The following is a 26,274-nucleotide window of genomic DNA, read 5'->3' as shown; positions in this document are numbered from 1 at the left end:
GGCTGCATGGCCCGCCGCACGGGCGCTTGACGGTGGTCGACCGCGCTTGAAACCAGTGACTTAATAACCTCCCGTAATAACGGTATTTCAAACTTGCATTGAAATCGTTATCAAGATGGAAGGCGACGCAAATCCCGTCCCGGTCGCGCAACAACGTTTCGGGCCGAAATATCGACCAAATCAGCCACGGTCGTTAAGTGGCGACGAGGCGAACTGCTAATCTTCATACGGGGCGACTCACGCGTTTCCGGTCGGCTCCTCGGGTCGTTGGCAGCCGTTTCGCGCGAGCGTGGAAGGGGGATGTATGAGCACTCGAAGGCCATCTCTGCTGCGGCAACGTCCATCGCAACGCCGTCATGCAAGCGTGCGAATTTCATTTGCCATCGCCATTTCGCTGACCGGACTTTCCACGACGCACGTCGCGTACGCGGCGGGTACCCTGCCGCAAGGCGGGCATTTCGTCGCCGGCTCGGGAAGCATCACTCAGAACGATGCCGGCATGAGCATCACGCAAGCGGGCTCGCGCGGCATCATCGAATGGAACAGTTTTTCGGTCGGATCGTCCCGCACGGTGTCGATCAACAACGGCACGGGCGCGACACTCAATCGCGTGACGGGTAACGATGTGTCGGCCATCTACGGCACGCTGAAGGGCACCGGCAGCATCTACCTCGTCAATCCGCATGGCGTGCTCATCGGGCCAGGCGGCGTGGTGTCGACGGGAGGGCGTTTCGTCGCGTCGACGCTCGACGTCCCCAACGACGTCTTTCTCAACCCGCCCGGGTTCGGTGGCTCCGCTTACACAGGCAGTTCCACGGCGGATGTAGTCAATCTCGGCAAGATCAGTTCGTCGGGTGGGGACGTGTTCCTGATATCGGCCAGCAAGGTCACGAACGCAGGGACGATCGATGCGCCGAACGGCAATGCCGAACTCGTCGCAGGCCGTCAGGTCCGGCTCTTCGACGGCAACTTTCAACAAGTCTTCGTGGAGGTGGGAAGCGGCGGCACGGTGACGAACTCAGGCACGGTACGGGCGGCGATCATCAACGTGCAGGCGGCCGACGGCAATATCTTCGCGCTCGCGGGTCATTCGGGCGCCCTGCGCGCCACCGGCACCGCGACGCGCGACGGCCACGTCTGGCTCGTCGCGAACACCACCGTCAACGGGGTCGTCGTCAACTCCGGCAACGTCGATGCGCGCGGGGCGCAAATCAGCGCGCGTAACGCGGACGGCAGCGGCGGCACGCTCGACATGTCCGGCAAGGACGTCAAGGTCGGCGGCGCGGATGTGCGGGCGAAAGCATGGAACATCACCGCGGGGGACTTCACCGCGGACGTCCCCACCGCCAACACGCTCGGCGCAAGTCTGAGCAACGGCGCATCCATCTCCGTGCTCGCGAACGGCGCGGACGGCAAGCTCGGGGCGACCGGCGAGGGAGACATCGCGATCGAAGCGAGCGTGCGCTGGCACGGAGCCTCCTCCCTGACGCTCGACGCGGCGCACTCGCTGACGATCGCACCACAGGCGACCATCGCCAATAGGGGCACAGGCTCGCTCACGCTGTCCGCCGACACCTATGGTTTCGACAACGGCGGCAGTCTGACCAACCAGGGCACGATCGACTGGTCGCGAAGCATGGGCATCGTCAGCGGCCTGTACGACATGAACGGCAGCTACACGCCCGGCACCGTGTACACCAACGTATCGTGGCACCCCGCGCCGTTTACTGGGCTCGTCACGCAGTTCACGGCCTATCAGCTCGTCAACTCCATGACGGACCTGAGCGCGGTGAATAACAACCTCTCCGGCAACTATGCGTTGGGCGGCAGGGGGCTGGAATTCGCGGGTGCGCCGGAGTTCGGCGGCATCGGCACCGCCGCGAATCCGTTCACCGGTCAGTTCGACGGCATGGGGCATCTCCCCGCGGATCTGCGTCTCTCAAGCGCGGCCGATACCGGACTCTTCGGCGTGATCGGCAAGAGCGGCGTCGTGCGCAATTTCACGCTCGCGGAAGGCAGCGCGACGTCCTCGGGAGAAACGGTCGGCTTGCTGGCCGGCATCAACTACGGATACATGGTGAACGTCGGCGCAACGGGCGCCATCGGTGCCCCGGGCAACACGAGCACAGTGGCCGGCGGTCTGGTCGGCGAGAACTTTGGGCGCATCGAGCGCTCGTGGGCGGGCGTGAACATCATCGGCGTGGGCCAGATCGGTGGGCTGGTCGGCCTGAACGATGGCCGCATCGATCAGTCTTTCGCGATCGCCCCCGCATCGGGCGGTGCGCAAAGCACGGTCGGCGGACTCGTCGGCACGAACCATGGCGTCATCGGCCGATCGTATGCCTACGAATTCCTGAACGGCGGCGCGACTGTCGGCGGACTTGTCGGCATCAATACGGGTTTCATCCGCGAGTCGTATGCCGCGTCCAGGCTCACGGCGGGCGCGAACTCGACGACGGGCGGTATCGCGGGCACCAACAGCGGCCGGATCGCTGCGAACGTGTTCTGGAACAGCCAATCGTCGGGGGCGGCGGCGGGTGTCGGTTCGGGCACGGCGGTGGCCAGTTCGAGCGGACTCACGGACACCCAGTTGCTCGAGCCGGCGAGCTTCGGTCCGACGTGGGATTTCACCGCGAACGGCACGTGGGTCGCGGGATATCCGGGGCCTCAGTTGCGCTGGCTGGCAGGGCACTGACATCGAGGGTCCGACAAAACCCGGCGCGGGCGCACTCGGCCTTCGGTGCCGCGATCACGATGCAAGCCGGATTCAGCGGTTTGACGACTGTTCGCGCAGGTAGGCCTGCGCTTCCGCCTCCGTCTCATAGACATAAGGTGACAGCCCGCGCCGCGTAAGGGCGCCACCCAGCTTGGCGCGCATGAAAGCGCTGGTAGTGAAGCGCGTTACGCCGAGATAGTAGCGCTGCACCATATCCTCGACCATTTCGACGTACGCGTCCTCCAGCGCGGGGTCCAACACGAAACCCTCGTAGTTCACCACTGCATAAACCTTGTGGTCCAGTGGTTCGCAGACGCGCCATACCTGAGTCCGGATCGCCGCGATGTCGTCGGGACGCTTCACCTCGAGGCGCGCGAAATTGAGAAACATGATGTTCTTGTCGTCGTCGTAGATGAAGCGCGCTTCCAGCGGCAGTCGCAAAACATTCGAGCGCAGGCCCATCGGTTCAGGCAGGAAAATCCGCTCGTCCATCTGCGTCGGCGAACGCAGGATCGGTGCGAAGTCCATCCTGGCCAGAATATCGCGCTCCAGATCGACGCCCGGTGCAATCTCGATGAGTTCCATGCCCTCGGCGCCCAGCTCGAACACGCAACGCTCGGTGATGTAGAGGACCGGCTTGCCCATTGCTGCCGCATACGGGCCAGAGAACGTGCGATGCTCGACTTCCTCGATGAATTTCCTGGCCGTGCCGTCACGGTGGATCCGCAGCTTGCCGTCGACGACCGAAATCTGGCTGTGGCCCGCCATGAAAGTGCCGACGAACACGACTTTCCTGGCGTTCTGGCTGATGTTGATGAAGCCTCCGGCGCCGGGCAGGCGCGGCCCGAATCTCGACACATTGAGGTTTCCCATGCGATCGGCCTGGGCGAGGCCAAGAAAGGCGACGTCGAGCCCGCCGCCGTCATAGAAATCGAACTGGGCAGGCTGATCGATGATCGCCTGCGCATTGGTCGCCGCGCCGAAGTTCAAGCCTCCCGCAGGAATGCCGCCGATGACGCCGGGCTCGGTGGTCAGCGTCATCAGGTCGAGGATCCTTTCCTCGTTGGCGACGCTGGCGATGCCTTCGGGCATGCCGATCCCGAGATTCACCACGCTGTTTGGCTGGAGTTCCATTGCCGCGCGTCGCGCGACCACCTTGCGCTCACTCATCGGCATCGGCGCCACACTGCTCGCGGGGACCCGGATTTCGCCGGCGTACGCCGGACTGTATGGTGTGGCAAAGGTCTGCTGGTGGTTCTCGGGCGGCGCCAGCACGACGCAATCGACCAGCACGCCGGGGATCTTGACCTGTCGCGGATTGAGCGAGCCGCTTTCGGCGATGCGCTCCACCTGGACGATCACGAGGCCGCGGCAGTTGTGCGCGGCCATGGCGATCGCGAGAGCCTCCAGTGTCAGGGCTTCGCGCTCCATCGTCACATTGCCTTCCGGGTCGGCAGTGGTGCCGCGCACGATCGCGACGTTGATCGGGAAGGCCTTGTAGAACAGATATTCCTCGTCGCCGATCCGCATCAACTCGACCAGATTCTCGGTGGTGCGCTCGTTCAGTTTGCCACCACCGAAGCGCGGATCGACGAAGGTGCCGAGGCCGACCCGGGAGAGATGGCCTGGCTTTCCGGCCGCAATGTCGCGAAACAGGTGGCTGATCACGCCCTGCGGCAGGTTATACGCCTCGATCTGGTTATCCACCGCAAGCTGCTGTAGCTTCGGCACGAGGCCCCAGTGTCCGCCGATGACGCGCTTGACGAGTCCCGGCGTCGCCAGGTGGTTCAGTCCGCGTTCCTTGCCGTCTCCCTGGCCGGCCGCATAGACTAGCGTGAGGTTGGCGGGCTTTGGGAGGGTGACTAACGTATCCTCGTCATGCGCCGTACAGAGTTGCTCGATGGCAATGGCGATGTCTTCGGCGAAGCCGATGCCGACGAAGCCACCCGTCGCGACCGTATCGCCGTCGCGGATCAGGCGCACGGCATCGCGCGCCGACGCCACTTTGCCGGACGAACGGGAAAGGATGGCCGGTGAAAGCGCCCCCGCGGTTGATTGCGTGCTCACGTTTCACCTCGCCTGATTCGAGCGCGACTTTCTAATAGGCGCCACCGGTATCAATGGTCAGATGGAGCATGTCGTCCTCGAGAATCCTGATGAAATGCTCGTCCTCCTGCAGGAGTTCCTCCAGCACGTCACTGTCGGAAAGCACGCCGATGACGCGCCCGGATTCGATCACAGGCAGGTGCCGGATCCGCCGGGTATGCATCGACGCGAGGCATTGATCGCAGGTATGCTCGGGCGTCACATAAAGCACCTGGGTGGTCATGATGTCGCCAACCCTGGTGTTCGCGGCGTTGCGGCCAAGCACCTCGACCTTGCGGGCGTAGTCGCGCTGAGACAGCACGCCAACCAGATTGCTGCCCTGCAGCACCAGCACCGTCGTCACGTCCTTGTCGGCCATCAACTGCAACGCGTTCAGCACCGTGTCGTCGGGGCCCACTGAGATAACCTCCCGAGGGTTCCCGGACAGAATTTGCCGTGCTGTCTTCCTCTCCTTTTTCATGACCGCCTCCAGACAGAAAGGGGAGCATGTACGGACTACGCTTGATCAAAGCGAAATCAAAACGAAATCGGAATACGATCGTCCAGACCCAGCCAAGGCTGGCGATCTTTTCTTATTCGTTGAATTGCAGTGTAGATCGCTTGACCTGAGTCGAACGAACATTTTCCGTTCCGGCGCTACGCCACTCGGTGAGTCGAAGCGACGAGGCACCTGCCGCACGAGCGCGCCTTGCCCATTCGCAAGCGTCCGGCGCTAACTGTCGCCTCACCACCGCAGTCGCACCGGCAAACCCACAATCCATCGCCAGCGTACCGCTCGGTCGTCAGCTGGCCGAAAACCTCGCCGCTCTTCAGCGCAGGTGAGCCCGGTCGCGACCGCCACACGCGACGCTGCTCACGGCAGCCGCAATCACGCACTGCACCGCTCTCTACCGTCTTCAGGGCGGAAGTCACATGGCCGCCGCATCGGCATCGCCAGAGCCACATGTCCGCGCCGCAATATTGAAGCGCGACGAGATCGCCAAAGGCGCGACCAGCGACATCGCGACTTGGCGGAAAGGGCCATCGAGGCTGCAAGGGGCGGCGGGTACGTTTGTTCACAGCAAGCAAAATGGGGTGCGGCGTCGTGTTCTCAAGCATACCTGCGCCTTTGGTTCGGAGCGGGTCGACGCTTCGATCAGCTTATAGCCGTTGTGTGGTATTGCTCACACTTTGTTGCAATTTGCTGCAGGCGGCTAGAGTGCCCGCCCGGCAAGGCTTAGCGGCTCGCGGCGAAACGTGGATACGGTTCCGCTTCCCACAGCAGGGTGAAGATTTCAGACGCTGAACCGTTAAAGGACTCAACCAGTGGGGAACACACACCATGAAGATTGAATCCAGCAATTTTCCGCTCGCGGCTTCGCAGAACGGTCCGCAACGCGCAACGATCAACAGTGATGCGAAGGATGCCGTCGAGTCCGCGCACCAAGTCAGCGCTGCCGGTGCGCAGAATTCGACGGTTAATCTCTCGTCAGTGTCCGCGATGCACACGTCCAGCGATTCGGATAGCGACACGGCGAAGGTCGAGTCGATCAAGGCCGCCCTGCGTGACGGCAGCTACAAGGTCGATTCCGGAAAGATCGCCGACGGCATGCTAAGCACCGCGCGCGACCTGCTGCAAACGACTGCTCGCTGACCGGCGGCTGAACGTAGCAATACCGACGGCGGATAAGCGACGCAGGCGCCAGCGCTGACAGCCGTGAGGCGAGCCATTGGCTTCAATGTCGGTCCGCGTTCGGGGTGGCGGCACGCCTGCAATGCAGTGCATCGCAGGAAGAATTTCCGCTGCGGGCTTGTTCGACAATTCTTCCGAAGACCCACCACCCGACTGCGGGAACGACGCCATTGCGCCGGTCTGCGTCGTTGCAAAGCAGTCCATGAAGACTCGCACGGCGTGATTGGCCGGCCGGGGGCCGGCCCGCCATGCTTACTGGACGACCTTTTTCGCTTCGTCGCGCCAGTAGTGTTGCTGGTTCCACCCAAGAAGGCGCTTGAGCTTCTCGTTGCTGAGCAGGGTCTCGAACTCGCCGAGTTGCTTTTTGAGCGGCACGCCGGGGTAGTAGCGTCGGAGCAGTTCCGCGGTAGGTACGTCGGACGACACGTCGTCGGCCGCGACATTCATGACCTGAAAGCCGAGGCCGTCCTTTTCGATGGCAAGCCGGCACGCGTTCGCGAGATCGCGCCCGTCGATATAGCTCCACGCAATCCTCTTGCGCAGTGCTGGATCCTTGAGCCACGCCGGAAACTTCGCGTAGTCGTTGGGTTCGAGCACGTTGCCAATACGAAAGCAGTAAATGTCAGAGCCCGTGCGCGCGTGGAACGCCTTTGCCGTCACTTCGTTGATAACCTTCGACGTCGCGTAGCTGTCCATCGGGTTCACCGGGTATTCCTCGTCGAGCGGGAAGTACTCTGGACTGCGATCCCGGTGCGCGAACACCATACCGTATGTGGTTTCGCTCGATGCCACGATCACCTTGCGGATGCCAAGCTTCGACGCTGCGTCGAGGATGTTGTACGTGCCCATCACGTTGATCCGGTAGACCTCGTTGTCGGGCGTGATCATGATGCGAGGGATCGCCGCAAAATGCACAATCGCGTCGATCGGCTTTGGTTCGAGGTCGTCGGCGAATTCTCCCGGCGCGGTGCTCGACGCCAGCGCATTGAATACCTGGCCCGCATCGGTGATGTCCGTAATCAACGTGCGCGCCGTGCGAGCCGCCATCGGCACGCGATCAAGATTCATCACCTCGTAGCCGTGCTCGACCAGGTTCTGGACCACCCATCTTCCGGCCAGGCCGCTGCCGCCGGTCACGATCACTCGCTTCGTCATGTGCTCCTCTTCTCCTGTTTTCCTACATGTTTTAGCGCTTTTCCGCGCGTGTCGCGCGGCCTCATTCCATCATAGGATCGTTGCGCTCCGTGTCCTTGATTCGGCAGTAACAGTTCTGATGTTGAGTCGTGCGGCTCCAACTGGCCGGCCTCTGCCCGATGCGGCCGGCTGGAGACGACGTTCAGGCGTTGATCCAGGCTCGCGCCTGTTCCAGCTCGTTGACGTGGAACGCCTTGATTTCAGCCTTCGTGAAGAACCGGGCCAAATGCATCGAGGCGCGAATCCAGCCCGCGTCGGCCACCACGGCGGCGCGCGTGACCTTGCGGGCGACGGAGACGCCGAGCGTCAGGTCGGTCCATAGCGCCTTCGGCTCGATGCCGCTGAAATGCTCGATGCGTTCGAGCACGCGGGTCTTACCGTTCAGTTCAAGATCACCACGCATGCGCTCGATGGCTTCGCGCAGTTCGTGGTCGGTGATTTTGCCTTCGACGGATATTTCGATGACCGACGAATCGGGGACGGTGTGATACAGGATCATGGCAGCACCCCCTGGCCAGAGAGACGTTACACGCTCAGGCACGGATGAGCCTGGCGTTCGACGGCGTACTCATGGTACCTCTTTCCACGCGCTCGGTTAGGTTACGAGCCGATCTTCCCCTGAGAGGCAGTCGAGGCCATCACGCTTGCGCCTTGCCGACAGGTTGACCTCACCCTCGGTCGCATGGACCTCGTCGAAGCAGCCCAGACGAACCGCGATGGCCTGCGCATAACGCTGGTGCGTGGCGGTTGCAAGCACGAGCGCACGGCCGGCCGCGAGCCGCGCCTTCAGGCCCGCTTTGCCACCATGCAGCAGCCTGACCACCAGTTGCCAGCAGCGCAGCGGCGAGGCTTTCAGATAGGCCCACACGCACTCGATCAGAACGTCGGAGCGCAACAGCGTGCCGTCGAGATCGACGACGAGCGGCCGGCCGCGGTACGGCATGATGGGCGCGTGGCTCACGACTGCGGCACGATCACGAACAGTTGGTAGGGGCGCGCAGGCAACTCTCGTCCCCATGCGCTCTTGCTTACCTCGAGCGCAATCGGCGCTGCATGGCTTAGCGACGATGCCGTCGCGATGCAGCCCGAGTCGTCGCCACGGCACACAATCAGCGAGCCCTGGCGCGCGAAATCGGCGGATGTGAGCCAGGGCGTTGCCGCCGGCCAGTCGAGATCCCAGAAGCGGGCGCGGCCGCCGTCATAGAACACCAGCGAAGCGGCCTCGTGCGTCGAGCCCGCCACGATCGACAGCGGCTGGCTGGTGCGTTCGTGCCACACCGCCTGCGCGGCTGCCGCGAGTTCCGCGCGCGGCTCGGCCGCATCGTCGGAATTGCGCCGCGCCCCTGTGTAGCCGACCACTGCCGATACCGCGAGCACCAGCGCCCAGTACACCGCCATGACGCGTATGGCACGCTGCGGCGCGAACTCGAAGCGGGCTTGCACGAGCACTGCAAGCCAGAGCGGCACCATTGCGAACCACTGCGCCATGCCCCAGACCGAGGCCATCTGCGTCTTGCCGATCACGGACAGCAGGCCCACCGCGAACAGTGGCCCCAGCGCGAGCCACCAGAGATCCGGGTACGACGCGCTCCGAACAACGCTCAGCGCCATGAGCCGCGCAGCCCCGCGCGTGCGCACCATCAACAGCACGAAAACGAAACTGAGCGCGAGATAGCCGATCTGCGCGAGCGTGTAGATGCCAAAGCGCCCGACCGCGGCGAGAAGCGTGCCGCCGGTGCGTTGCGCGGCATACTCGAGCGTCGGGAAATGATTAGCCATCATCCAGTGTACGTGCGGGGCCAGCACGGCGAGTCCCGCCGCCACCGCGAGCAGCGAATCGACGCTGACGAGGCGCGCACGCCATGCGGGACGCGCGAGCAATGCCAGCAACAGCCCGAGCAGCAGCACGATCGTGAAGTACTTGCCCAGCACGGCAAGCGCCGCGCACGCCCCGAGACCGAGCGCCGCGCCGCTGCGCGCAAGGCGGCTGCCCGGCTGCACGTAACGGACGAAAAAGTAGGCGGTCCACGGCCAGACCGACAGCAGGATCGAGTTCGGATTGAATTTGTTGGCGAGATTCGAGTAAAGCGGCGAGACCGCCATCGCAAGCCCGGCGATGATCGCGATCTGGCGCGGCACGAAGCGCCCGGCGAGCGCGACGATCCCGGCCAGGCCGACCAGCACGTTCACCGCCGACAGCGCGAAATACGCGAGATCGGTGTGCGGGAACACGCTGAACCAGGCCGCTGCGACCCACGACGAAAGCGGCGGGTGCTTCGCGTAACCGGCCTGCCACTCGATGCCCCAGACATAGGTCTCGACCATGTCGCCCTGGATGTCGAGATTGCCGCGCGCGAGCCAGGCGGCCAGCGTCCAGACCAGCGCGTGGAAGGGGAGCAGCCAGCCGAGTGATGCGATGCGTGCGGCGGCAGGTTTGTCGGAGGCTGAGGCGAGCGACGTGGGATTCGAAAGCTGGGTCGACATTGAACCTTTTGGTCTGTGTGCCGCCGTACCGGGCAGCGTTTTTGGCCCGGCATTGTAATATGAGCTTACGTAGGGAGAGTGCGATCCTGACAGACTGCCCGGCAACCCATGGCGCCCGATCAAATCAAAAAGGCTTTGATGAAGGATGTTCGCGGCGAAAATTGACCCGTGTGGTCAAGCCGAAGATTCGATTCTCTTGACGCGGCGCTCAACTCGGCCGCAATTGCAGATGCGCTTGAGGAAGCCCTGAGCTGGGCGTGCATCGCGACCGACGCGCGATAACGCGTCTCGAAGTCGCAATTCTTTGAGCGCGACGTGTACCGACGGGTCATGCGCGGCGGATTCGACCGGTCGATGCAATAGTTTGCTGACAACGTTCGGCTGGGGCCTCATGTTTTGGCTGCAAAACGCGTCGCCATCAGTCGCAAAGCAGCCCCACCATCGGTATCGCCGGGGTTCGTCCCGCGATCAGGTCGGCCGTGATTCGAGCCGATCCGTGCGACATGGTCCAGCCGATATGACCGTGACCGGTATTCAGATAAAGATTGCGATACTTTCTGCGCCCAAGAAACGGCAGGTTCGTCGGCGTCATGGGCCTGAGACCGGCCCACATTTCGGCGCGATCGTAGTTGGCGCCGGCCGGGTAGAGTTCTTGTGTCACGCTCTTCATGAACGCAAAATCAGAAGGCTTATGGCTCGTGTCGTAGCCAGCAAACTCCGCCGTTGCGGTGACCCGGATCCGGTCGCCGAAGCGCGAGATTGCGACGAGGTTGTGCTCGTCGACCACTGCAACGGAGGGTGGCATGGGCCGGCCATCGATCGGAATCGTGAGGGAGTATCCCTTGATCGGATAGATCGGAAGATCGATGCCGATCTGTCGGCCAAGAACCGGACTATAGGGGCCAAGGGCGAGCACATACGCGTCGGCTTTTACAAGGCCTCGACTCGTTCTTATGCCCACCACGTCCTGCCCAGCGGTTTCGAAGCCGTCGATGGTGGTGTCCGTCAGAAGCGTACCGCCACGCGCGACAATCTTTTCCGCAAGGGCGCGGGTGAACTTCGCAGGGTCTCCGGTCTCATCGGTCGGGCAGTAAATGGCACCCGCTATCCTGTCTTTTGCCGAAGCCAGCGACGGGTCGAGTGCGACGACCTGATCGCGGCTGAGAACCCTGATGACTTGCCCATCGGATTCCAGCAGCTTCATGTGTTCGACTCCGCGATCCTGCGCTTCCTGAGTCCGATGAAAATACAGAATTCCGCGGTCATTTCGATCGTATTCAATGGCGTCCTCAGCGATCACATTCTGTAGCACGCGTTGCGAGTACGCGGCAAGCCGATGCTTGAGCAGGGTATTGCGGCGTGCCTTCTCCGATGTGCATTCCATCAGGAAACGCCACGACCAGCTGTAAAGCCTGGGATCCGCCGAGAACTTGAAGCGCAACGCCTGATCTTTCAGCACCAGCGATTTGAGCAGAATCATCGGCGCTTTGGGCGAGGACCAGACAAAGGAATGCCCGGGCGCGATCATGCCCGCGTTACCCCAACTGGTTTCCGATGCGACTAAAGGCTGCCGCTCGACGATCACGACTTCATGGCCATCCTTCTGCAACTGGTACGCGGTTGTCACACCGACTACCCCGCCACCGAGCACGACAACTTTCATGATGTCCTCAGATACAAGGGGGCCGGCGGGCATTCAAGGCGGCGCGGTCTTGCTCCGGCTTTTTGCTGCGCCACGATCGGTTCGTGCTGGACAGGAGGCAGCAGTCTCACTTCCATTGCGGCTGATTCAGCGCCATTCCGTGCTGCCCTCTGTAGGCAGCCACGGCCGGCGGCGTCCACCCATCCAGCATCCGTGGCGCGAGTTGCCAGACCTCGATGCCAAGCGGCCGGCACACTTCCAGCGGATCGCGCGCGTCGGGTCCCCACATCGGCACTGACAGATCGCCGCCCGGACAGGTCGACAGCGCGCACAGCAAGTCGATCTCCGCGAAGAATTCGAGGTAATCGCCTTTCTTTGCCGGACACGCCTTCATGAAGTATTTGTCTTCGAGATTCAGGCCGGTGCACTGGAACACGTTGAGCACGTCGTGGACGTCGTACTCAGTCAATCCATACGGGGCGATGGCGCGCGTCAGGTTGGAGTGGCAGTGAAAATGAAAATCCTCGCCGGTCAGCATGCGGTTCACGTAGGGGTCGCAGCGCGTGCCGAGCAGATCGTGGACACGGCCGCCGTGCTCGTCGACACCGTAGCCTGCGAGACTGTCATCCGTGATGGTCACCATCGGACGCAGGAATGGCAGCGTCGACCACAGACGGTCGAACGTGCTCACGTGCGCCTGCTGCAACTGGCGCGTGCGCGATGCCCACATGCGCTCGCGCGGGTTGTGCCGGTTCCACATGTTCAGGTCGGCAACCTGCGGGCCTTCGATCGTGACAATGCGAAACACGTGGCCGGCCGGCACGCTCCACGCTTGCCCCGAGCGGATCGGCACGACGATCGATTCGACCAGCGTGCGGGTGTCGTGCTGTGAGGCGATGCGCTGATAGAAGGTCTTGTCGACGTCGAGCGCCGAGCCTTTGGTGGACTGATAGGCAGCAGGATAATTCAGCATGATGCATTCTCCGTCGAACTCAGGCCGGCGCCGTGCCGCGACGAGGCGGTGTCGTCATCGCTCGGGCGACGCAGCACTGCAACGACCTTTTCCTTATCGATCTCTGACATGTTTTGCCTCCATTACGTCTGACCCGTTTCAGCCAAGGTCGATTGCCCGGTTGGCGGGTTACTCTGCCGAGCTGGCACTGCCGCCCAGATAGGCAGCGCGGACCCGGCTATCCTGAGCCAACTCGCGGGCGGACCCCGCGAGCGCAATGTGCCCGCTTTCCAGCACGTAAGCCCGATGAGCGATCCGCAGCGCCTGGCGGGCGTTCTGCTCGACGAGGAGAATCGAGGTGCCTTCGCGGCAGATGTCGGCGATCATGCCGAAGATCGCGCGGACCAGCTTCGGCGCGAGTCCCATCGACGGTTCGTCCAGCACCACGATACGCGGGCGCAGCATCAGGGCTCGGGCAATCGCCAGCATCTGCTGTTCGCCGCCGCTGAGCGTGCCAGCCAGCTGGCTGCGTCGCTCGCCGAGCCGGGGGAAAGTCGCATAGAGCTGATCCCTTCGCTGTTGCAATGCCGCACTGTCGCGCCGGATCAGATAGCCGCCGAGATGCAGATTTTCCTCCACCGTCAGCGCGCCGAAAATGCGCCGCCCCTCTGGCACATGACCCAGACCCAGCGCCACGATCTGGTGTGCGCGCAAGCCCGTCAGGCGCTGGCCAGCCATCGCAATGTCGCCCGCGCGCGGCCGGATCAATCCGGAAATCGCCCGCAGCGTGGTCGTTTTTCCCGCGCCGTTGCTGCCGAGCAACGCGACGATCTCGCCCTCCGCGACGTCCAGCGAGATGCCGTGCAGCACTTCGACAGTCCCATAGCTCACACGCAGATCGCGGATTTCTAGGAGTCCCACAGCGATTTCTCCCCGGCGGTATCGTCGCTCGCCTCGTCCTTTCCGGCTGTGCCGAGATAGGCATCGATCACCCGCGGGTCCGCCTGGATCGCGGCGGGCTGGCCCTCGGCGATGATGACGCCGTGGTCCATCACGATGATCCGGTCCGACACGCCCATCACCAGCATCATGTCGTGCTCGATCAGCAGCACCGTCACGCCATGATCCCGGATGCGCCGGATCAGTTCCATCAGCGCGCGTTTCTCGGTCGGGTTCATGCCTGCAGCCGGCTCATCGAGCAGCAGCAGGCGAGGGCTGCTGGCGAGCGCACGGGCGATCTCCAGCCTGCGCTGGTCGCCGTACGGCAGATCGGCGGCGCGCTCGCCCGCCCTGCCGGCAAGACCGACGAAGGCGAGCCAGCGCAGGCCTTCGGTGGAATGGTCCGCCGCCTCGGCGCGCGCGGACGGCAACGCCAGAAGCTCGGCTGCGAGCGGTGTCCGAAGCCGATGGTCCATGCCGGTCAGGACGTTTTCGAAGGCCGTCATGTGGCCGAACAGGCGGATGCCCTGGAAGGTGCGCGCCATGCCTTGATGGACGATGCGATGAGGTGCGCCGCCGGCAAGCCGTTCCCCGCACCAGACGATCTGGCCGCCAGTCGGGCGGATGACGCCGGTCAGGCAGTTGAACACGGTGGTCTTGCCGGCGCCGTTCGGACCGATCAGGCTCACGATCTCGCCGCTTCGCACCATCAAGCTGACACCGCCGACCGCCAGCACGCCACCGAAGCGGCGCTGCATGTCGCGCACCTCCAGCAGGACCTCATCGGTGACGGCGTGATCGGGCACGGCGACGCGATCGGCGTCAGCGCCCTTGCGCGCCGGCGCGACGCGGCGCAACGGCGCTGGCCACAACCCCTGTGGCCTTAACAGCATCAGGATCACGAGCCCGATCGCGAAAGCGAAGATGCGCCAGAGGTTGAGAAAACGCAGAATCTCCGGCAGGCCGGCGACGATGATGGCGCCGAGGAGCACACCGGGAATGCTGCCCCGGCCGCCGAGCACGACGACAATCAGGATCGTGACGGACTGCAGATAGGTGAAGCCGGTCGGATCGATGGTGCCGAAGCGGGCGGCGAACAGGCTGCCGCCCAGCCCGCCGATCAGCGCGCCCATCACATAGGCGAGCAGCTTGACGCGCAGCGTCGGCACGCCGACGGCCTCGGCAGCTGCCTCGTCCTCGCGGATGCTGGTCCAGGCGCGGCCCAGCCGCGACTGGCCGAGCCGGATGGCGAACCCGAGCACCACCACGAGGAACGCCATGCCCAGTTCGTAGAGCGCTATCGGCGAACTGATCTCGAAACCGAACAGGCTCGGGCTCGCGATGCCGAAGATGCCGTTCGGGCCGCCCGTGATGTCGAGGTTGGTGGCGACGATACGCGTGATTTCGCCGAACCCCAGCGTGACGATCGCCAGATAGTCGCTGCGCAGGCGCAGGGTGGGATAGCCGATGACGATGCCCGATACCCCGGCGAACGCCAGACTGAACGGCAGCGTCTCCCAGAACGAGAAGTGCAGCAGGGTTTCCAGCAACGCCGTCGTGTACGCGCCGATCGCGAAGAAGGCCGCGTAGCCCAGATCGAGCAATCCGGCATAACCGACTACGATGTTCAGCCCAAGACCCAGGATCGAATAGGTGATGATGGTCAGGCCGACATCGACGACATAGTTGCTGACGACAGCGGGCAGCGCCACGGCGGCGGCCAGCAGCGCACCGCCGAGAGGCCTGGCCCAACGCGCGGAAGCCTGACTGGCGCTCATGGACTACATTCTCTCGACAACGCGTTCGCCGAACAGCCCGGTCGGCTTGATCACGAGCACGGCGATCAGCACGCCGAAGACGAACACGTCGGTCCATTGCGAAGAGACATAGCCCGCGCCGAAGGCTTCGAGCAGGCCAATCAGGATGCCGCCCGCCATCGCGCCCGGGATGTTGCCGATGCCGCCAAGCACGGCGGCGGTGAACGCGCGCAGGCCTAGCACGAAGCCCATGAAGAAATTGATCTGCGTGTAGTAAAGACCTTCCATGACGCCCGCCACGGCGGCCAGCACCGACCCGAGCAGAAAGGTGAGCTGGATCAGGCGTTCGACGTCGATGCCCATCAGACGCGCGGCGTCCTGATCGATTGCCAGCGCGCGCATCGCGGTGCCGAGGAAAGTGTGGTGAACAAAGAAATACAGTGCCAGCATCAGGGCCTGGCTCGTCACGATGATGCCGATCTGCGCGAAGGTGATCTGCACGCCGTGGAGTTCGAAGCCGGCCTGGCTCAGCACGTGCGGATAGGTGCGAAAGCCCGCGCCGTAGATCAGCAGCACCCCATTTTGCAGCGCCAGCGAGACGCCCAGCGCGGTAATCAGAATCGACAGCCGCGGCGCGCGCAGCAACGGCTGATACGCGAGCCGCTCGATCAGCAGGCCGAGCGCGCCTGTGACCGTCATGGCGGCCACCAGGGCGATCAGCAGCGCCAGGGCGAGCGGCAGATGCGCGGATGCAAGAACCATCAGACCGGTCCAGCCGATGAACGCGCCGACCATGAACAGGTCGCCATGAGCGAAGTTGATCAGCCGGATGATTCCGTAGACCATCGTGTAGCCGAGGGCGACGAGCGCGTAGAACGAGCCCGTCGTCAGCCCTTCGATGACGAACTGGAAGAAGTCGCTCATGACGGGGGCGCGCGCGTAATGACGCCTACTTCATCGCCACCCAATGTCCGCTCGCATCCTGCCGCTGGTAGGGCTCGAATTTGTCGTTGTGCACGATGATGGTGATGTACACGGCTTTACTGCGGTCCCCCTTCGAATTGAAGGAAATCGTTCCGGTCGCGCCCGGGTAGTTCGAGATCTTGTGCAGAGCAGCCGTGATCGCGGCAGGCTGTGCCGATTTCGCGTCCGCGATGGCTTTCGCCGTGACCCCGACAGCATCGTATTCATAGACCGAGTACGGTCCCGGCGCTTGCCCGTAAGCCTTCGTATAGTCATCGACGTAGGCGTGCGCGCCGCTCAGGAACTGCGCAAGCGGTGCCGTCGTGATGATCATGCCGTCGGCGGCGGGACCGGCCGTCTTCATCAGGGTGGGGTCATTGGTGGCATCGCCGCCCATGAAGGTCATTTTCAGACCCAGTTGCCGCGCCTCCTTGACCAGCAGGCCGGCTTCGGAGAAATAGCCTGTGTAGTAGATCACGTCAGGCTTCAGTGAGGAGACCCGCGTGAGCGTCGGTGAATAGTCCATCTGTCCGGGGGTGATCGAATTGGCGTACACGACATCGACACCGTCCTTCTTCAGGGCTTGCACGGTGTTCTGGGCGAGGCCTTTGGAATAGGTCGTGTTGTCGTCGATCACCGCCACGCGCTTCGCGTGCAGAACGTCTTTCATGAAGCTTGCCGCGAATGGGCCCTGCTGGTCGTCACGGCCGATCGTGCGGAACACGTTGTCGTACCCCATCTCGGTCAGTTGCGGATTCGTCGACGCATCCAGCACGTAGGGAATCCCGGCGCGATGAAAGGTTGTCGATTCCGGCAGCGCCGCGCTTGAGCAATATCCGCCCGCTACCGCGACAACGCCCGCATCGACGAGTTTCTGTGCCGCCTGCACCGCGGTCTGCGCATCACAGGCGTCGTCCTCGGGCACCAGCTCGATCTGCTTGCCGAGCACGCCACCGGCTGCATTGATTCTGGCGGCGGCGAGCTTCGCGCCGTTGACAATATCCGTGCCGGCATTGGCACTGCTGCCCGACAGCGGAACGGGCACGCCGATCTTGATGGTGGCGCCCTGGCTTAGCGCCGAACCGGGAGCCATGCCGACAAGCAGGGCCACGGCGGCCGCCATGCCCGCAAAGGCCGTTTGCCGCGAGCCCCGCTTTGCACCGGACCAGCCAATCGTCTGAGCAAACATGTTAGAGACTCCTTATTGTGAGAGGGATCGGACGATCCGCCACACGGGTATACCGGTGACATCGGAAAGCGGACGGAAATGGGGCGATTGCGTGTGATTCATACCCACCAGGTCAACGGCGTGACTGCTGGTTTCACCGGAGCGCTGACACAAAAGCGCTTCTTTCATGATAGAAGCCGGTGTGGGTTGGGACGGTATAGGGTATTTGCGTATAAACCATTACACAAAGGCGCCGGCAATCCCCTACCTTTAAGAGGCAGTGACGGACAGAGACTCGCGAGCGGCGAACGCGACATGACAGGACGACTCCGAAATGAGTGCGATTGCACAGCATGACGACGTGTACACGAAGCTCGATTTCACGCTGGACGACGGCGTCTGCCGTCGTGCCGCGATTGGGCTCGTGGTGCTCGCTACCGATCATACGATCGAGCATGAGTGGCGGGGCTTGCTGACGCAGGCCGGCGTGGCGTTCTACGAAAGCCGTGTGTATAACTCGGCGGACATCACGCCCGAACGGCTAGCGGAAATGGAGGACCGTATTGCACCGGCGGTCGCGCTGATCCGTCCGGCCGAGCGTATCGATGTGGTGGCGTTTGGCTGCACGTCCGCCTCGATGGTGATTGGGGAGGAAAAGGTGTTCGCGCGGATTCGCGAAGCGCGTGCGGACGCCGCGTGCACTACGCCGATCACCGCGGCGCTGGCGGCGCTTCGCGCCCTGGGCGTCCAACGTACGGCCCTGCTTACTCCCTATGTGCGTTCGATCAACGAATACATGCGCGACTATATCGAGTCGCGTGGTCACGGCATTACGCGCATGGCGTCGTTCGAGCATGCGAACGATAACGAAGTGGCGCGGATCGATGCGGCGTCGTTGCGAACCGGTGTTGAGCGACTTGCGCGCAATCGTGACGTGGACGCGATTTTCGTATCGTGCACGAGCTTGCGCATCGCCGGGTTGATTCCGGAGCTGGAGGCGGCGATCGGCAAGCCGGTGATATCGAGCAACTACGCGATGGCGTGGCACGCGTTGCGGCTCGCCGGCGTGAGAGATTGCGAGCCTCGTCTTGGGCGGCTGTTCGCGCTGTGACGTTGTGCCTTGAAACGCGACGCAGCGCGACGGGGCGACCATGCGGCGATCGACGCCGAGGCCCTGTTCCAGACATCGACGCGCACCACGGACGCGGCAGGCGCGTCGGATGAACCGCCGCAGGAATCGCTCATCGAAGCGTCTGCGCGGCGGCAGGACTACGACGACTGTCCGTCATTTCCCAGCATGGTTCGACGACATGCCGGCGCGCCGCAATGACACGTGTACTGGGCGCGAATGTCGTCGGTGACCGCGCCGTCCACTGACAGACCGTAATTGATGAAAAGCTCCTCCCCGGGTGCGATCGTGGCGAGCGCATGAATGAACACCCGGTCGCCCGTCTCGATGGCCTCGCAGTTGGGGGCGCACGCATGGTTCAGAAAGCGGGCGCTGTTGCCGCCGCGGCTGCCGTCGATCACTCGTCCGCTGGACAGCCCAAACACGAACGTGTGGCCCGCGTCGGCTCGCTGACGGGCGGCGGCGCGCCGCCAGCTGGTCACTTCCCCCTTGTACTCGATCACCCGTTCGCCCGGGGCGATCGGCTGCAGGGCAAACAGTCCCATGCCATGCACTGGTGAGCGTCGTGCGGTGATGCGTCGCAATCGCATTTTGTCGTTTCCTTCGCGACCCTCGGTCGTTGCATGTGGTTGAGCGGCGATGCGAAGCATATCGCCACACACTCAGGCGCTCAATATTTTTCTTTTTAAAAGCGCAACTAACAGCCAAGGACGGACCGCGCCAAGGGTTCCGGCTTTGCCGCAACAAGGCTGGCAACGGTCGATGGTTACAGGGAGGGCATCAAGTCGCATGTCCACGGCATCACGCTGGCACAACCGTCGGCTCAGCCAAACGAGCGGCTGGCCGCCGCTGCGCGCTTGCGCAACCAGTTCATGCAGGCGAACAGGGCGATGGCGAACGCCATCAGCAGTGTGGCCACGGCAAGGATCGACGGGTCGATCTGGTCACGGATGCCACTCCACATCTGCCGCGGCACGGTGCGCTGCTCGGGGCCGCCAATGAACAGAATGACGATCACTTCGTCGAACGACGTCGCGAATGCGAACACACTGCCCGTTGCGACGGCGGGCGTGATCAGCGGGAGCGTGACGCGACGAAACGCGACCCACGGCTGCGCGCCCAGCCCCGACGCAGCGCGAAGCAGGCTTTGATCGAACGACAGCAGCGAAGCCGTCACGGTGATCACCACGAAGGGCGTACCGAGCGCGGCATGCGCAAGCACGACGCCGAGATACGAATTGACCAGGCCGAGCGGCGAAAAGACCAGATAAAACCCGGCCGCGACGACAACGATAGGCACGATCATCGGCGACACGATGATCGGCATGATGATCGAGCGGTAAGGAAACTGCGTGCGGCTCAAGCCGAGGGCGGCGAGCGTGCCGAGCACCGTCGCGATCAGCGTCGACGCCGCGCCGATGCCGATGCTGTTCGCCAACGCGCGTTGCCAGTCCGGCGAACTCAGCGCCTGCGCGTACCAGCGCAGCGAGAAGCCCTGCATCGGGTACGAGAAGAATGAGCCGGAGTTGAACGACAGCGGCACGATCGCGAGGATCGGCGCGACGAGGAAAAAGAAAATGAGCGCGCAATGCACGCGTAGTCCCGCGCCCGCGATGCGTTCCGAGAGTAGCCGGGTTCGTCCGTCTTTCATCTGAGTCTGCCTGTTGATCAACCATACGAAGGAGCGACAACCCATTAGCGTCGGTTGCGCGGCGCGTTAGCCGAAGCGCAAGCGGTCGATACCGACCAGCCGGTTGAAGATGAAATAGAACACCGCCGTGAATGCGATCAGATAGCACGACAACGCACCCGCGAGTCCCCAGTTGAGCTGATCGTTGGTCTGCGACGCGATCAGCTGGCTGATCATTTCGTCGCCGGCACCGCCTAGCAGGGCGGGGGTGATGTAATAACCGAGCGCGAGAACGAACACGAGAAAACATCCCGCGCCGACACCCGGCAGCGTTTGCGGAATATACACTCGCACGAAGGCCACAGCCGGATGCGCGCCGAGGGATTTCGCCGCCCGCATGTACACGGGCGGGACACCTTTCATCACCGAAAAGATCGCGAGGATCATGTATGGCAGCAGGATGTGCGTCATGCCGATCAACACACCCGTGCGATTGAAAATCAGCGACAACGGATGATTGATGAGCCCAAAGCGGAGCAACGCGCTGTTGATCACACCACCTGGTTGCAGCAGCACATACCACGCGGTGGTCCGCACCAGCAGCGATGTCCAGAACGGTACGATCACGAAGAGGATCAGCCGGTTGCTCTGGTCCTCCGGCAATGTCGCGAGCAGATACGCCACGGGATAACCCAGCAGCAGGCACAGCAGCGTGACCGTCGCACTGATCGTGACCGTGCGTCCGAAGGCCGCGCGGAAGATGGCGCTGTCCGCCGCGACGGACGTCACCGAGCCATCGGGCGCGACTTGCGCGTCGACGGCGTTCAGCAAATAGTCGGGCGTGGGCGAGATCGACGCACGCTTGAGGAGCCGCCAGGTTTCCGGTGTGTTCCAGCGTTCATCCAGATCGATCAGGGCGGGCTTCCATTGCGCGGGCGTTTGCGAACGTGTGGCACGCGCCGTCTTGAACAGCAGGCTGCGGAACTCTGGTTGAGAGAAGTTCATGCGTCGCGCGATATTGCCGAGCTGGCCGGATTCGCTGGCGTCCTTCAGGTCGTGCGCGAGTGCGGCAAAGGCCGGTTCGCCGGGTACGCCCGCACCGTCCCATCCGGCCAGCGCCGTGCTCAATTGCGGCATGCCGGCGCGCACTTCAGGGTTTCGCACGCTGCGCGCGAGCAGGCTCGCGATCGGCGCGACGAACGTCACCAGCAGAAAGATGAGCAACGGCAAAGCCAGCAGCAACGCGCGCATCGCGGCCTTGCGGCGCGCGGCGCGGAACGACTCGCGGTCCGCGGCCTGCGGGCCGCGGCCAAAAGGGGCGGTGGATGGCAGTTGCGTGTTCATCGTGCTCGATCTCCCGAGTGACGTTCGTTCGATCTGGCGCTACTGCGTCAGCCAGTTCTGGAACCGCTTGTTGATCGCATCCGCGTTGTCGGCCCAGAACGTCGCGTTGATTTGCAGCGGGCGTTTGAAGTTCGCCGGCGCTGTCGGCAGATCGTTCAGACGCGCTTTGTCGATCAGCGCAATGGCGTCCTTGCGCGGCGGCGCGTACGCGATGTACTTCGACAGGTCCGCATAGGCCTGCGGTGTCGAGGATGCGACGATGAACTTCCGCGCCGCGTCGGCATGCTTCGCGCCGTTGACCACGGCCCACCATTCGTAGTCGTACACCTGTGCATCCCAGACGATCTTGAAGGGCTTCTTGTCCTTGTGCACGGCGTCGTCGATGCGGCCGTTGTACGCCTGCGTCATCACGACCGCGCCGTCGGCGAGCAGTTGCGGCGCCTGCGCACCCGCCTCCCACCAGACGATGCTCGGCTTGATCGTGTCGAGCTTCTTGAACGCGCGGTCGACGCCAGCAGGCGTGGAGAGGGTCTTGTACACGTCCTTGGGTGCCACGCCATCGGCGATCAAGGCCCATTCCATCGCGACCTTCGGCGACTTGCGCATGCCGCGCTTGCCGGGGTACTTGCTGAGGTCGAAGAAATCGTTGATGGTGGTCGGCGCAGATTTCAGCTTGGTGGTGTCATACGCATAGACGGTGGACCACACCATCGCCGCGACGGCGCAATCACTGATCGAGCCCGGCAGGAAGTCACTGGTGTTGCCGAGCAACTTCTTGTCGAACTTGGCGATGAGGCCTTCGTCGCACGCGGTGATTGCGTCGTTGGTTTCGAGGTCGATCAGATCCCAGGTCGGGTTCTTCGACTGTTCCATCGCTTGCAGCTTGGCGAGGCCGCCATCGTAGGACTCGGTGGAGAACTGGTCGCCGGTTTTCGCAGTGAACGGTTCGAACCATGCCTTTTTCGCGGCAGCTTCATACGCACCGCCAAAGGTGACGACGGAAATCGTTTCGGCCGCGTGAACCGTGGCCGTGGCAAACACCCCGAGCGCGCACGCCGCGATGGTGGTCCGGAAGGACGAGAGTGTGGTTTTCATTTCTAGTTGGCTCCTGCGATAAGTGGCGAGGCGGACGAGGGAACGGCAACAGTGGAATAGTCGGCGCCGCCGGACGCGGCGGCGGAATGCGGCGCGGGCGCCATGGCGGGCAGCACCTTGCAGTCGTCGCGCCGCCAGGTCACGGCGGTCTGACGGCCCAGTGCGGGCAGATCATGGTGCTGTGTGTTCGGCAGCTTGACCACCATGCTTTCGCCATGGCCGAGTTTCAGATGCACGCGATGATGATCGCCGCAGTAGACGAGTTCCTCGACGAGCGCGTGCACGACGTTCATGTTCTGCCGGGTCGCTTCCTGCACGGCGTCCGGCGTCGCGGCGATGTGCGCGCGCTCGGGACGCAGCGCCAGCACCGCCGTGTCGCCCGACGCGAGCCCCGCGCCTGGGCGTCCGCGCACAGTGCTGCCGTCGGCCAGTCGCATCGCAGCCCATTCCCCGCCGTCGGAATCGACGCGACCGGTCAGTCCATTGTTCTCGCCGACGAAATTGGCAACGAACGCATTCGCCGCGTTTTCGTAGAGTTCGGTCGGTGCGGCGGCCTGCTGGATGCGTCCATCGGAAAACACGGCGACGCGGTCCGACATCGTCAACGCTTCGTTCTGGTCGTGGGTCACGTAGACGATCGTCAGCGACAGTTCGCGATGCAGCCGCATGATTTCGTATTGCATGGTTTCACGCAGGCGTTTGTCGAGCGCGCCAAGCGGCTCGTCCATCAGCACCACGCTCGGCTCGAAAACCAGCGCGCGGGCAAGCGCAACGCGCTGCTGCTGACCACCCGACAGTTGCGACGGACGCCGTGCCGCCAGATGCGATAACTCCACCATGTCCAGCACGCGCGTCACGCGCGTTTTCTGTTCGCTACGGCTCATCTTGCGCACCGACAGCGGAAACGCGACGTTCTCGGCAATCGTCATGTGCGGGAACAGCGCATAGTTCTGAAACACCATGCCGATATCGCGCCGATGCGGCGGCTTGTCGTCCAGACGCTTGCCGGCGAGGCGGATTTCACCGCGCGTCGGCGCTTCGAATCCCGCGAGCATCATCAGTGTCGTGGTCTTGCCGGAACCGGACGGACCGAGCAGCGAAACGAATTCACCGTGCGCGACATCGAGATCGAGTCCCTCGACGACGCTATGCACGCCGTCGTATGACTTGCTGACGCCGTCGAACGAAATAAATGGTTGGCTTGACATGGGTAACTCGGCAGAGTGTTGGCGGTCCACGTGGGGCGGCAAATCACTTCGCGCCCAGGCGTCCCGCCAGATAGCGGGCGAAGTCGTAATTCGGCCGTTCCAGAGGGCTCAGATGGCCAGGCTTCGCGAGTGGCGCGTGCACGCCGCGAAACACGGCCTCGACGCCGCGCCGGTCCTCGGCGTTGACTTCGTCGAGCAGCGTCTTCAGCGCAGCCATGTAATCGGCGGCCCGCGGATCGTCGACGAAATCCGGTGCGAGGCCGCCGCCGAAGCGGATATGCACGCGGCCGATGCCCCGCGGCTGCAGGATCAGATACCAGAAGTAGCCGGGCGTCAGCGTGATCAGGTGTGTCGGGTAGATCGCCAGCAGCGCGGTGGTACGGCGCCAGTGCCCTTGCAGACGTGTATTGCTGGGATGCGCGTTGCCGATCGGCAGCGACGCTTCCTTGGTGATCCAGTGATAGTTGAACGCAGGCAAGCCCGGCGGACATTCCATTTCTTCGAGCTTCGAGTGCGGCCCGACCGTTGCGCGATGCAGCATCGGCAAGTGGTAGCTCTCCATGAAATTTTCCGCGAGGATCTTCCAGTTGGTGTCCCACACGTGCTCTTCGTGGAAGGTCTCGACGTAGTTGCTCATGCCGTACGGCTCGATCAGCTTCGTCAGCCCGGACAAATGTGATTCCACCGAAGGCGCGTGCGCGTTGAGCGTTACGTAGATCCAGCCTTGCCACGTCTCGCAGCGCACGGCAGGCAGCTTGTATTGTTCCTTGCAAAAGCCCGGCTGCCGATCCATCAACGGCGCGCCCGCGAGCGAACCATCGAGCGTGTAGTTCCATGCGTGATAGGGGCACACGATCCGGCGCACGTTGCCGCGCCCTTCAAGCAATACCGACATCCGGTGCAGGCAAACATTCGAGAATGCGCGCAACGCACCGCTCGCATCGCGCAGCACGAACACCGGCTGGTCGTCGATTTGCGCGGTCAGATAGTCGCCGCTCTGTGCGAGCGCGCTCGCGCGGCCCACGCACAACCACTCGTGGCGAAACACGTCGCGCCGTTCGAGCGCGAGAAACGCCTCCGACGTGTAGACGGCCGGCGGCATGGCGTGTGCATCCCCGAACGGACGCTCGCAGTTCTCGCGCAGGGCGCGAACGATGTCGAGCTCAGTGTCCGTCGACTGAAGAATGGCTGACATAGGGGGCCCCCCATCAGTGTGTGCATCCGATGAGCACCAATCTAACAATCCAAATTGCTAGGTAAAATATTGTTTTTGCATGCAGTGCATAGCTCAAGCCTATGCCGAGAGGCTTTCCGGGCCGCTAACCGATGTGGAGGCGCCGAATATACGTTTCACAGAATGCCGAGAAGCGCTTCACAACCTCGCGCGGCTTGACGGCGCCCGACAGTGCGATGCCAAGCGTCGTCGCATTGACGCTTTCCTTGAAATGTTTAATCACGAAGTCTTCGCCGTCCACTGTCCGGGTCGACTTCAGCGGGAAGTTGAGTATGCTGTAACCCAAGCCGTTGGCGACCATGCCACGCACCACTTCAGGCTGTGACGACCGGAAAGCCGCGGTAGGGCGGCTGCCGACTGCGTCGAACAGCGCGGAGAAGTACTCGCGGCTATGCGGAAGGTCCAGCATCACATAGGGCTCGGGCAGCAGATCGGCCAGCGACACTTTGCGGGCCCGTGCAAGCCTGTGTGTTTTAGGCAGGATGACATACGGTGGCAGCGAAAGCAGCGGGGTAAACGCGATTCCATCGGCGATATCGAGGCTGTAGGTCAGCGCGATATCGAGCGAGCCGTCGTGCAGGCCGCTCAAAAGCGTGTCCTGATGCGCTTCCGTCGTACGGAAGGTGACCGCCGGATAGTCCTGCACGAAGCGGCTGATGATGCCTGGCATCAGCGGCGGGGCCAGCGACACCATGCAGCCCAGCGAGATGGAGCCCGACATGCCGCCATCGATTTCCTTCGCGGTCAACTGCAATTCTTCGGCGTTCTGAAGCAGATTGCGAGCGTGGCCGAGCAGATCGCGGCCCGGTTGCGTGAGCGACAGCCCGCTGGCGTGATGGCGGATGAACAGTTGGACGCCGAACGATTCCTCCAGATCCGCGAGCGACGTCGAGATAGACGGCTGCGAAATGTGCAGGCGCCTTGCCGCGGCGGTGAACGAAAGCGTCTCGGCCGTGACGACAAAATACCTGAGCTGACGCAACGAGTAGCGTATCGAGTTGCCGTCCATCAGTTGCTCCGTGTTCGGTCGAACCGATTGTC

Annotated in this window: 21 protein-coding genes and 1 pseudogene; 3 read left to right on the top strand and 19 right to left on the bottom strand. The window is 63.2% G+C overall.

The window, feature by feature from the left end; all coding sequences use genetic code 11:
• Window positions 1-304: 304 nt before the first annotated feature.
• Window positions 305-2,695, top strand: coding sequence for a filamentous hemagglutinin N-terminal domain-containing protein (locus HDG37_RS04740; protein WP_221311896.1), 2,391 nt, complete (start codon window positions 305-307; stop codon window positions 2,693-2,695).
• Window positions 2,696-2,767: 72 nt separating this feature from the next.
• Here the strand turns inward: HDG37_RS04740 and HDG37_RS04735 are convergent, their stop codons facing one another.
• A complete protein-coding gene (locus HDG37_RS04735; protein ID WP_184044832.1) occupies window positions 2,768-4,783 on the bottom strand; it encodes an acyl CoA:acetate/3-ketoacid CoA transferase in 2,016 nt (671 codons plus the stop codon).
• Between the two features lie 31 nt (window positions 4,784-4,814).
• Window positions 4,815-5,282, bottom strand: coding sequence for a CBS domain-containing protein (locus tag HDG37_RS04730; protein WP_184005654.1), 468 nt, complete (start codon window positions 5,280-5,282; stop codon window positions 4,815-4,817).
• 861 nt (window positions 5,283-6,143) lie between these two features.
• Here HDG37_RS04730 and flgM point away from each other — a divergent pair.
• Complete coding sequence (flgM, locus tag HDG37_RS04725; protein WP_184044830.1) at window positions 6,144-6,455, top strand: flagellar biosynthesis anti-sigma factor FlgM; 312 nt, start codon at window positions 6,144-6,146, stop codon at window positions 6,453-6,455.
• Between the two features lie 291 nt (window positions 6,456-6,746).
• On the opposite strand, the gene HDG37_RS04720 is transcribed toward flgM, so the two are convergent.
• The 10 genes and pseudogenes from HDG37_RS04720 to HDG37_RS04675 all read right to left on the bottom strand — a co-directional run bounded on the left by HDG37_RS04720 (window position 6,747) and on the right by HDG37_RS04675 (window position 17,548).
• Window positions 6,747-7,649 (bottom strand): NAD(P)-dependent oxidoreductase, encoded by a 903-nt coding sequence (locus tag HDG37_RS04720; protein ID WP_184044828.1) that lies wholly within the window; start codon window positions 7,647-7,649, stop codon window positions 6,747-6,749.
• Between the two features lie 181 nt (window positions 7,650-7,830).
• On the bottom strand, window positions 7,831-8,187 hold the full coding sequence (locus HDG37_RS04715) for an STAS/SEC14 domain-containing protein (protein WP_184024102.1): 357 nt from the start codon (window positions 8,185-8,187) through the stop codon (window positions 7,831-7,833).
• Window positions 8,188-8,301: 114 nt separating this feature from the next.
• Window positions 8,302-8,631, bottom strand: a pseudogene (locus HDG37_RS04710) (hypothetical protein); the annotation flags it as partial.
• 14 nt (window positions 8,632-8,645) lie between these two features.
• Window positions 8,646-10,172 carry a glycosyltransferase family 39 protein gene (locus tag HDG37_RS04705; RefSeq protein WP_184044823.1) on the bottom strand — a complete coding sequence of 509 codons (1,527 nt, stop codon included), beginning with the start codon at window positions 10,170-10,172 and terminating at the stop codon, window positions 8,646-8,648.
• A 418-nt stretch (window positions 10,173-10,590) separates the two neighbouring features.
• Window positions 10,591-11,835, bottom strand: a complete 1,245-nt coding sequence (locus HDG37_RS04700; RefSeq protein WP_184044820.1) for a D-amino acid dehydrogenase — start codon at window positions 11,833-11,835, stop codon at window positions 10,591-10,593.
• Between the two features lie 106 nt (window positions 11,836-11,941).
• On the bottom strand, window positions 11,942-12,787 hold the full coding sequence (locus tag HDG37_RS04695) for a DUF1989 domain-containing protein (RefSeq protein ID WP_184044817.1): 846 nt from the start codon (window positions 12,785-12,787) through the stop codon (window positions 11,942-11,944).
• A gap of 168 nt (window positions 12,788-12,955) precedes the next feature.
• Window positions 12,956-13,687 (bottom strand): ABC transporter ATP-binding protein, encoded by a 732-nt coding sequence (locus HDG37_RS04690; RefSeq protein ID WP_090810981.1) that lies wholly within the window; start codon window positions 13,685-13,687, stop codon window positions 12,956-12,958.
• Entirely contained in the window at window positions 13,675-15,483 is a 1,809-nt protein-coding gene (locus HDG37_RS04685) for an ABC transporter permease subunit (protein ID WP_184044814.1), read from the bottom strand. Before HDG37_RS04685 ends, HDG37_RS04690 begins: the two co-directional genes overlap by 13 nt.
• A 3-nt stretch (window positions 15,484-15,486) precedes the next feature.
• Window positions 15,487-16,386: a branched-chain amino acid ABC transporter permease gene (locus tag HDG37_RS04680; protein ID WP_184044810.1), complete on the bottom strand. Its 900-nt coding sequence runs from the start codon at window positions 16,384-16,386 to the stop codon at window positions 15,487-15,489.
• A 25-nt stretch (window positions 16,387-16,411) separates the two neighbouring features.
• Window positions 16,412-17,548 (bottom strand): branched-chain amino acid ABC transporter substrate-binding protein, encoded by a 1,137-nt coding sequence (locus tag HDG37_RS04675; protein ID WP_260332751.1) that lies wholly within the window; start codon window positions 17,546-17,548, stop codon window positions 16,412-16,414.
• A gap of 379 nt (window positions 17,549-17,927) precedes the next feature.
• Between HDG37_RS04675 and HDG37_RS04670 the strand changes: the two genes are divergently transcribed.
• Window positions 17,928-18,704: an aspartate/glutamate racemase family protein gene (locus HDG37_RS04670; protein ID WP_184044805.1), complete on the top strand. Its 777-nt coding sequence runs from the start codon at window positions 17,928-17,930 to the stop codon at window positions 18,702-18,704.
• A gap of 158 nt (window positions 18,705-18,862) precedes the next feature.
• On the opposite strand, the gene HDG37_RS04665 is transcribed toward HDG37_RS04670, so the two are convergent.
• The 7 genes from HDG37_RS04665 to HDG37_RS04635 all read right to left on the bottom strand — a co-directional run bounded on the left by HDG37_RS04665 (window position 18,863) and on the right by HDG37_RS04635 (window position 26,242).
• Window positions 18,863-19,312, bottom strand: a complete 450-nt coding sequence (locus HDG37_RS04665) for an SET domain-containing protein (protein ID WP_184044802.1) — start codon at window positions 19,310-19,312, stop codon at window positions 18,863-18,865.
• Window positions 19,313-19,545: 233 nt separating this feature from the next.
• On the bottom strand, window positions 19,546-20,373 hold the full coding sequence (locus HDG37_RS04660) for an ABC transporter permease (protein ID WP_090810989.1): 828 nt from the start codon (window positions 20,371-20,373) through the stop codon (window positions 19,546-19,548).
• Window positions 20,374-20,439: 66 nt separating this feature from the next.
• Complete coding sequence (locus HDG37_RS04655; protein WP_184044801.1) at window positions 20,440-21,696, bottom strand: ABC transporter permease; 1,257 nt, start codon at window positions 21,694-21,696, stop codon at window positions 20,440-20,442.
• A 39-nt stretch (window positions 21,697-21,735) separates the two neighbouring features.
• Entirely contained in the window at window positions 21,736-22,791 is a 1,056-nt protein-coding gene (locus HDG37_RS04650) for an ABC transporter substrate-binding protein (RefSeq protein ID WP_184044798.1), read from the bottom strand.
• Window positions 22,792-22,793: 2 nt separating this feature from the next.
• Entirely contained in the window at window positions 22,794-23,999 is a 1,206-nt protein-coding gene (locus HDG37_RS04645) for an ABC transporter ATP-binding protein (protein ID WP_184044795.1), read from the bottom strand.
• Between the two features lie 43 nt (window positions 24,000-24,042).
• On the bottom strand, window positions 24,043-25,194 hold the full coding sequence (locus HDG37_RS04640; protein WP_184044792.1) for an SRPBCC family protein: 1,152 nt from the start codon (window positions 25,192-25,194) through the stop codon (window positions 24,043-24,045).
• Window positions 25,195-25,318: 124 nt separating this feature from the next.
• On the bottom strand, window positions 25,319-26,242 hold the full coding sequence (locus HDG37_RS04635) for a LysR family transcriptional regulator (protein WP_184044790.1): 924 nt from the start codon (window positions 26,240-26,242) through the stop codon (window positions 25,319-25,321).
• Window positions 26,243-26,274: the final 32 nt, after the last annotated feature.

The organism is Paraburkholderia sp. MM5384-R2 (assembly GCF_014201025.1).
In the GTDB taxonomy this organism is placed as follows: Bacteria; Pseudomonadota; Gammaproteobacteria; order Burkholderiales; family Burkholderiaceae; genus Paraburkholderia; species Paraburkholderia tuberum.
This window is presented reverse-complemented; position numbering and strand designations above follow the sequence as displayed.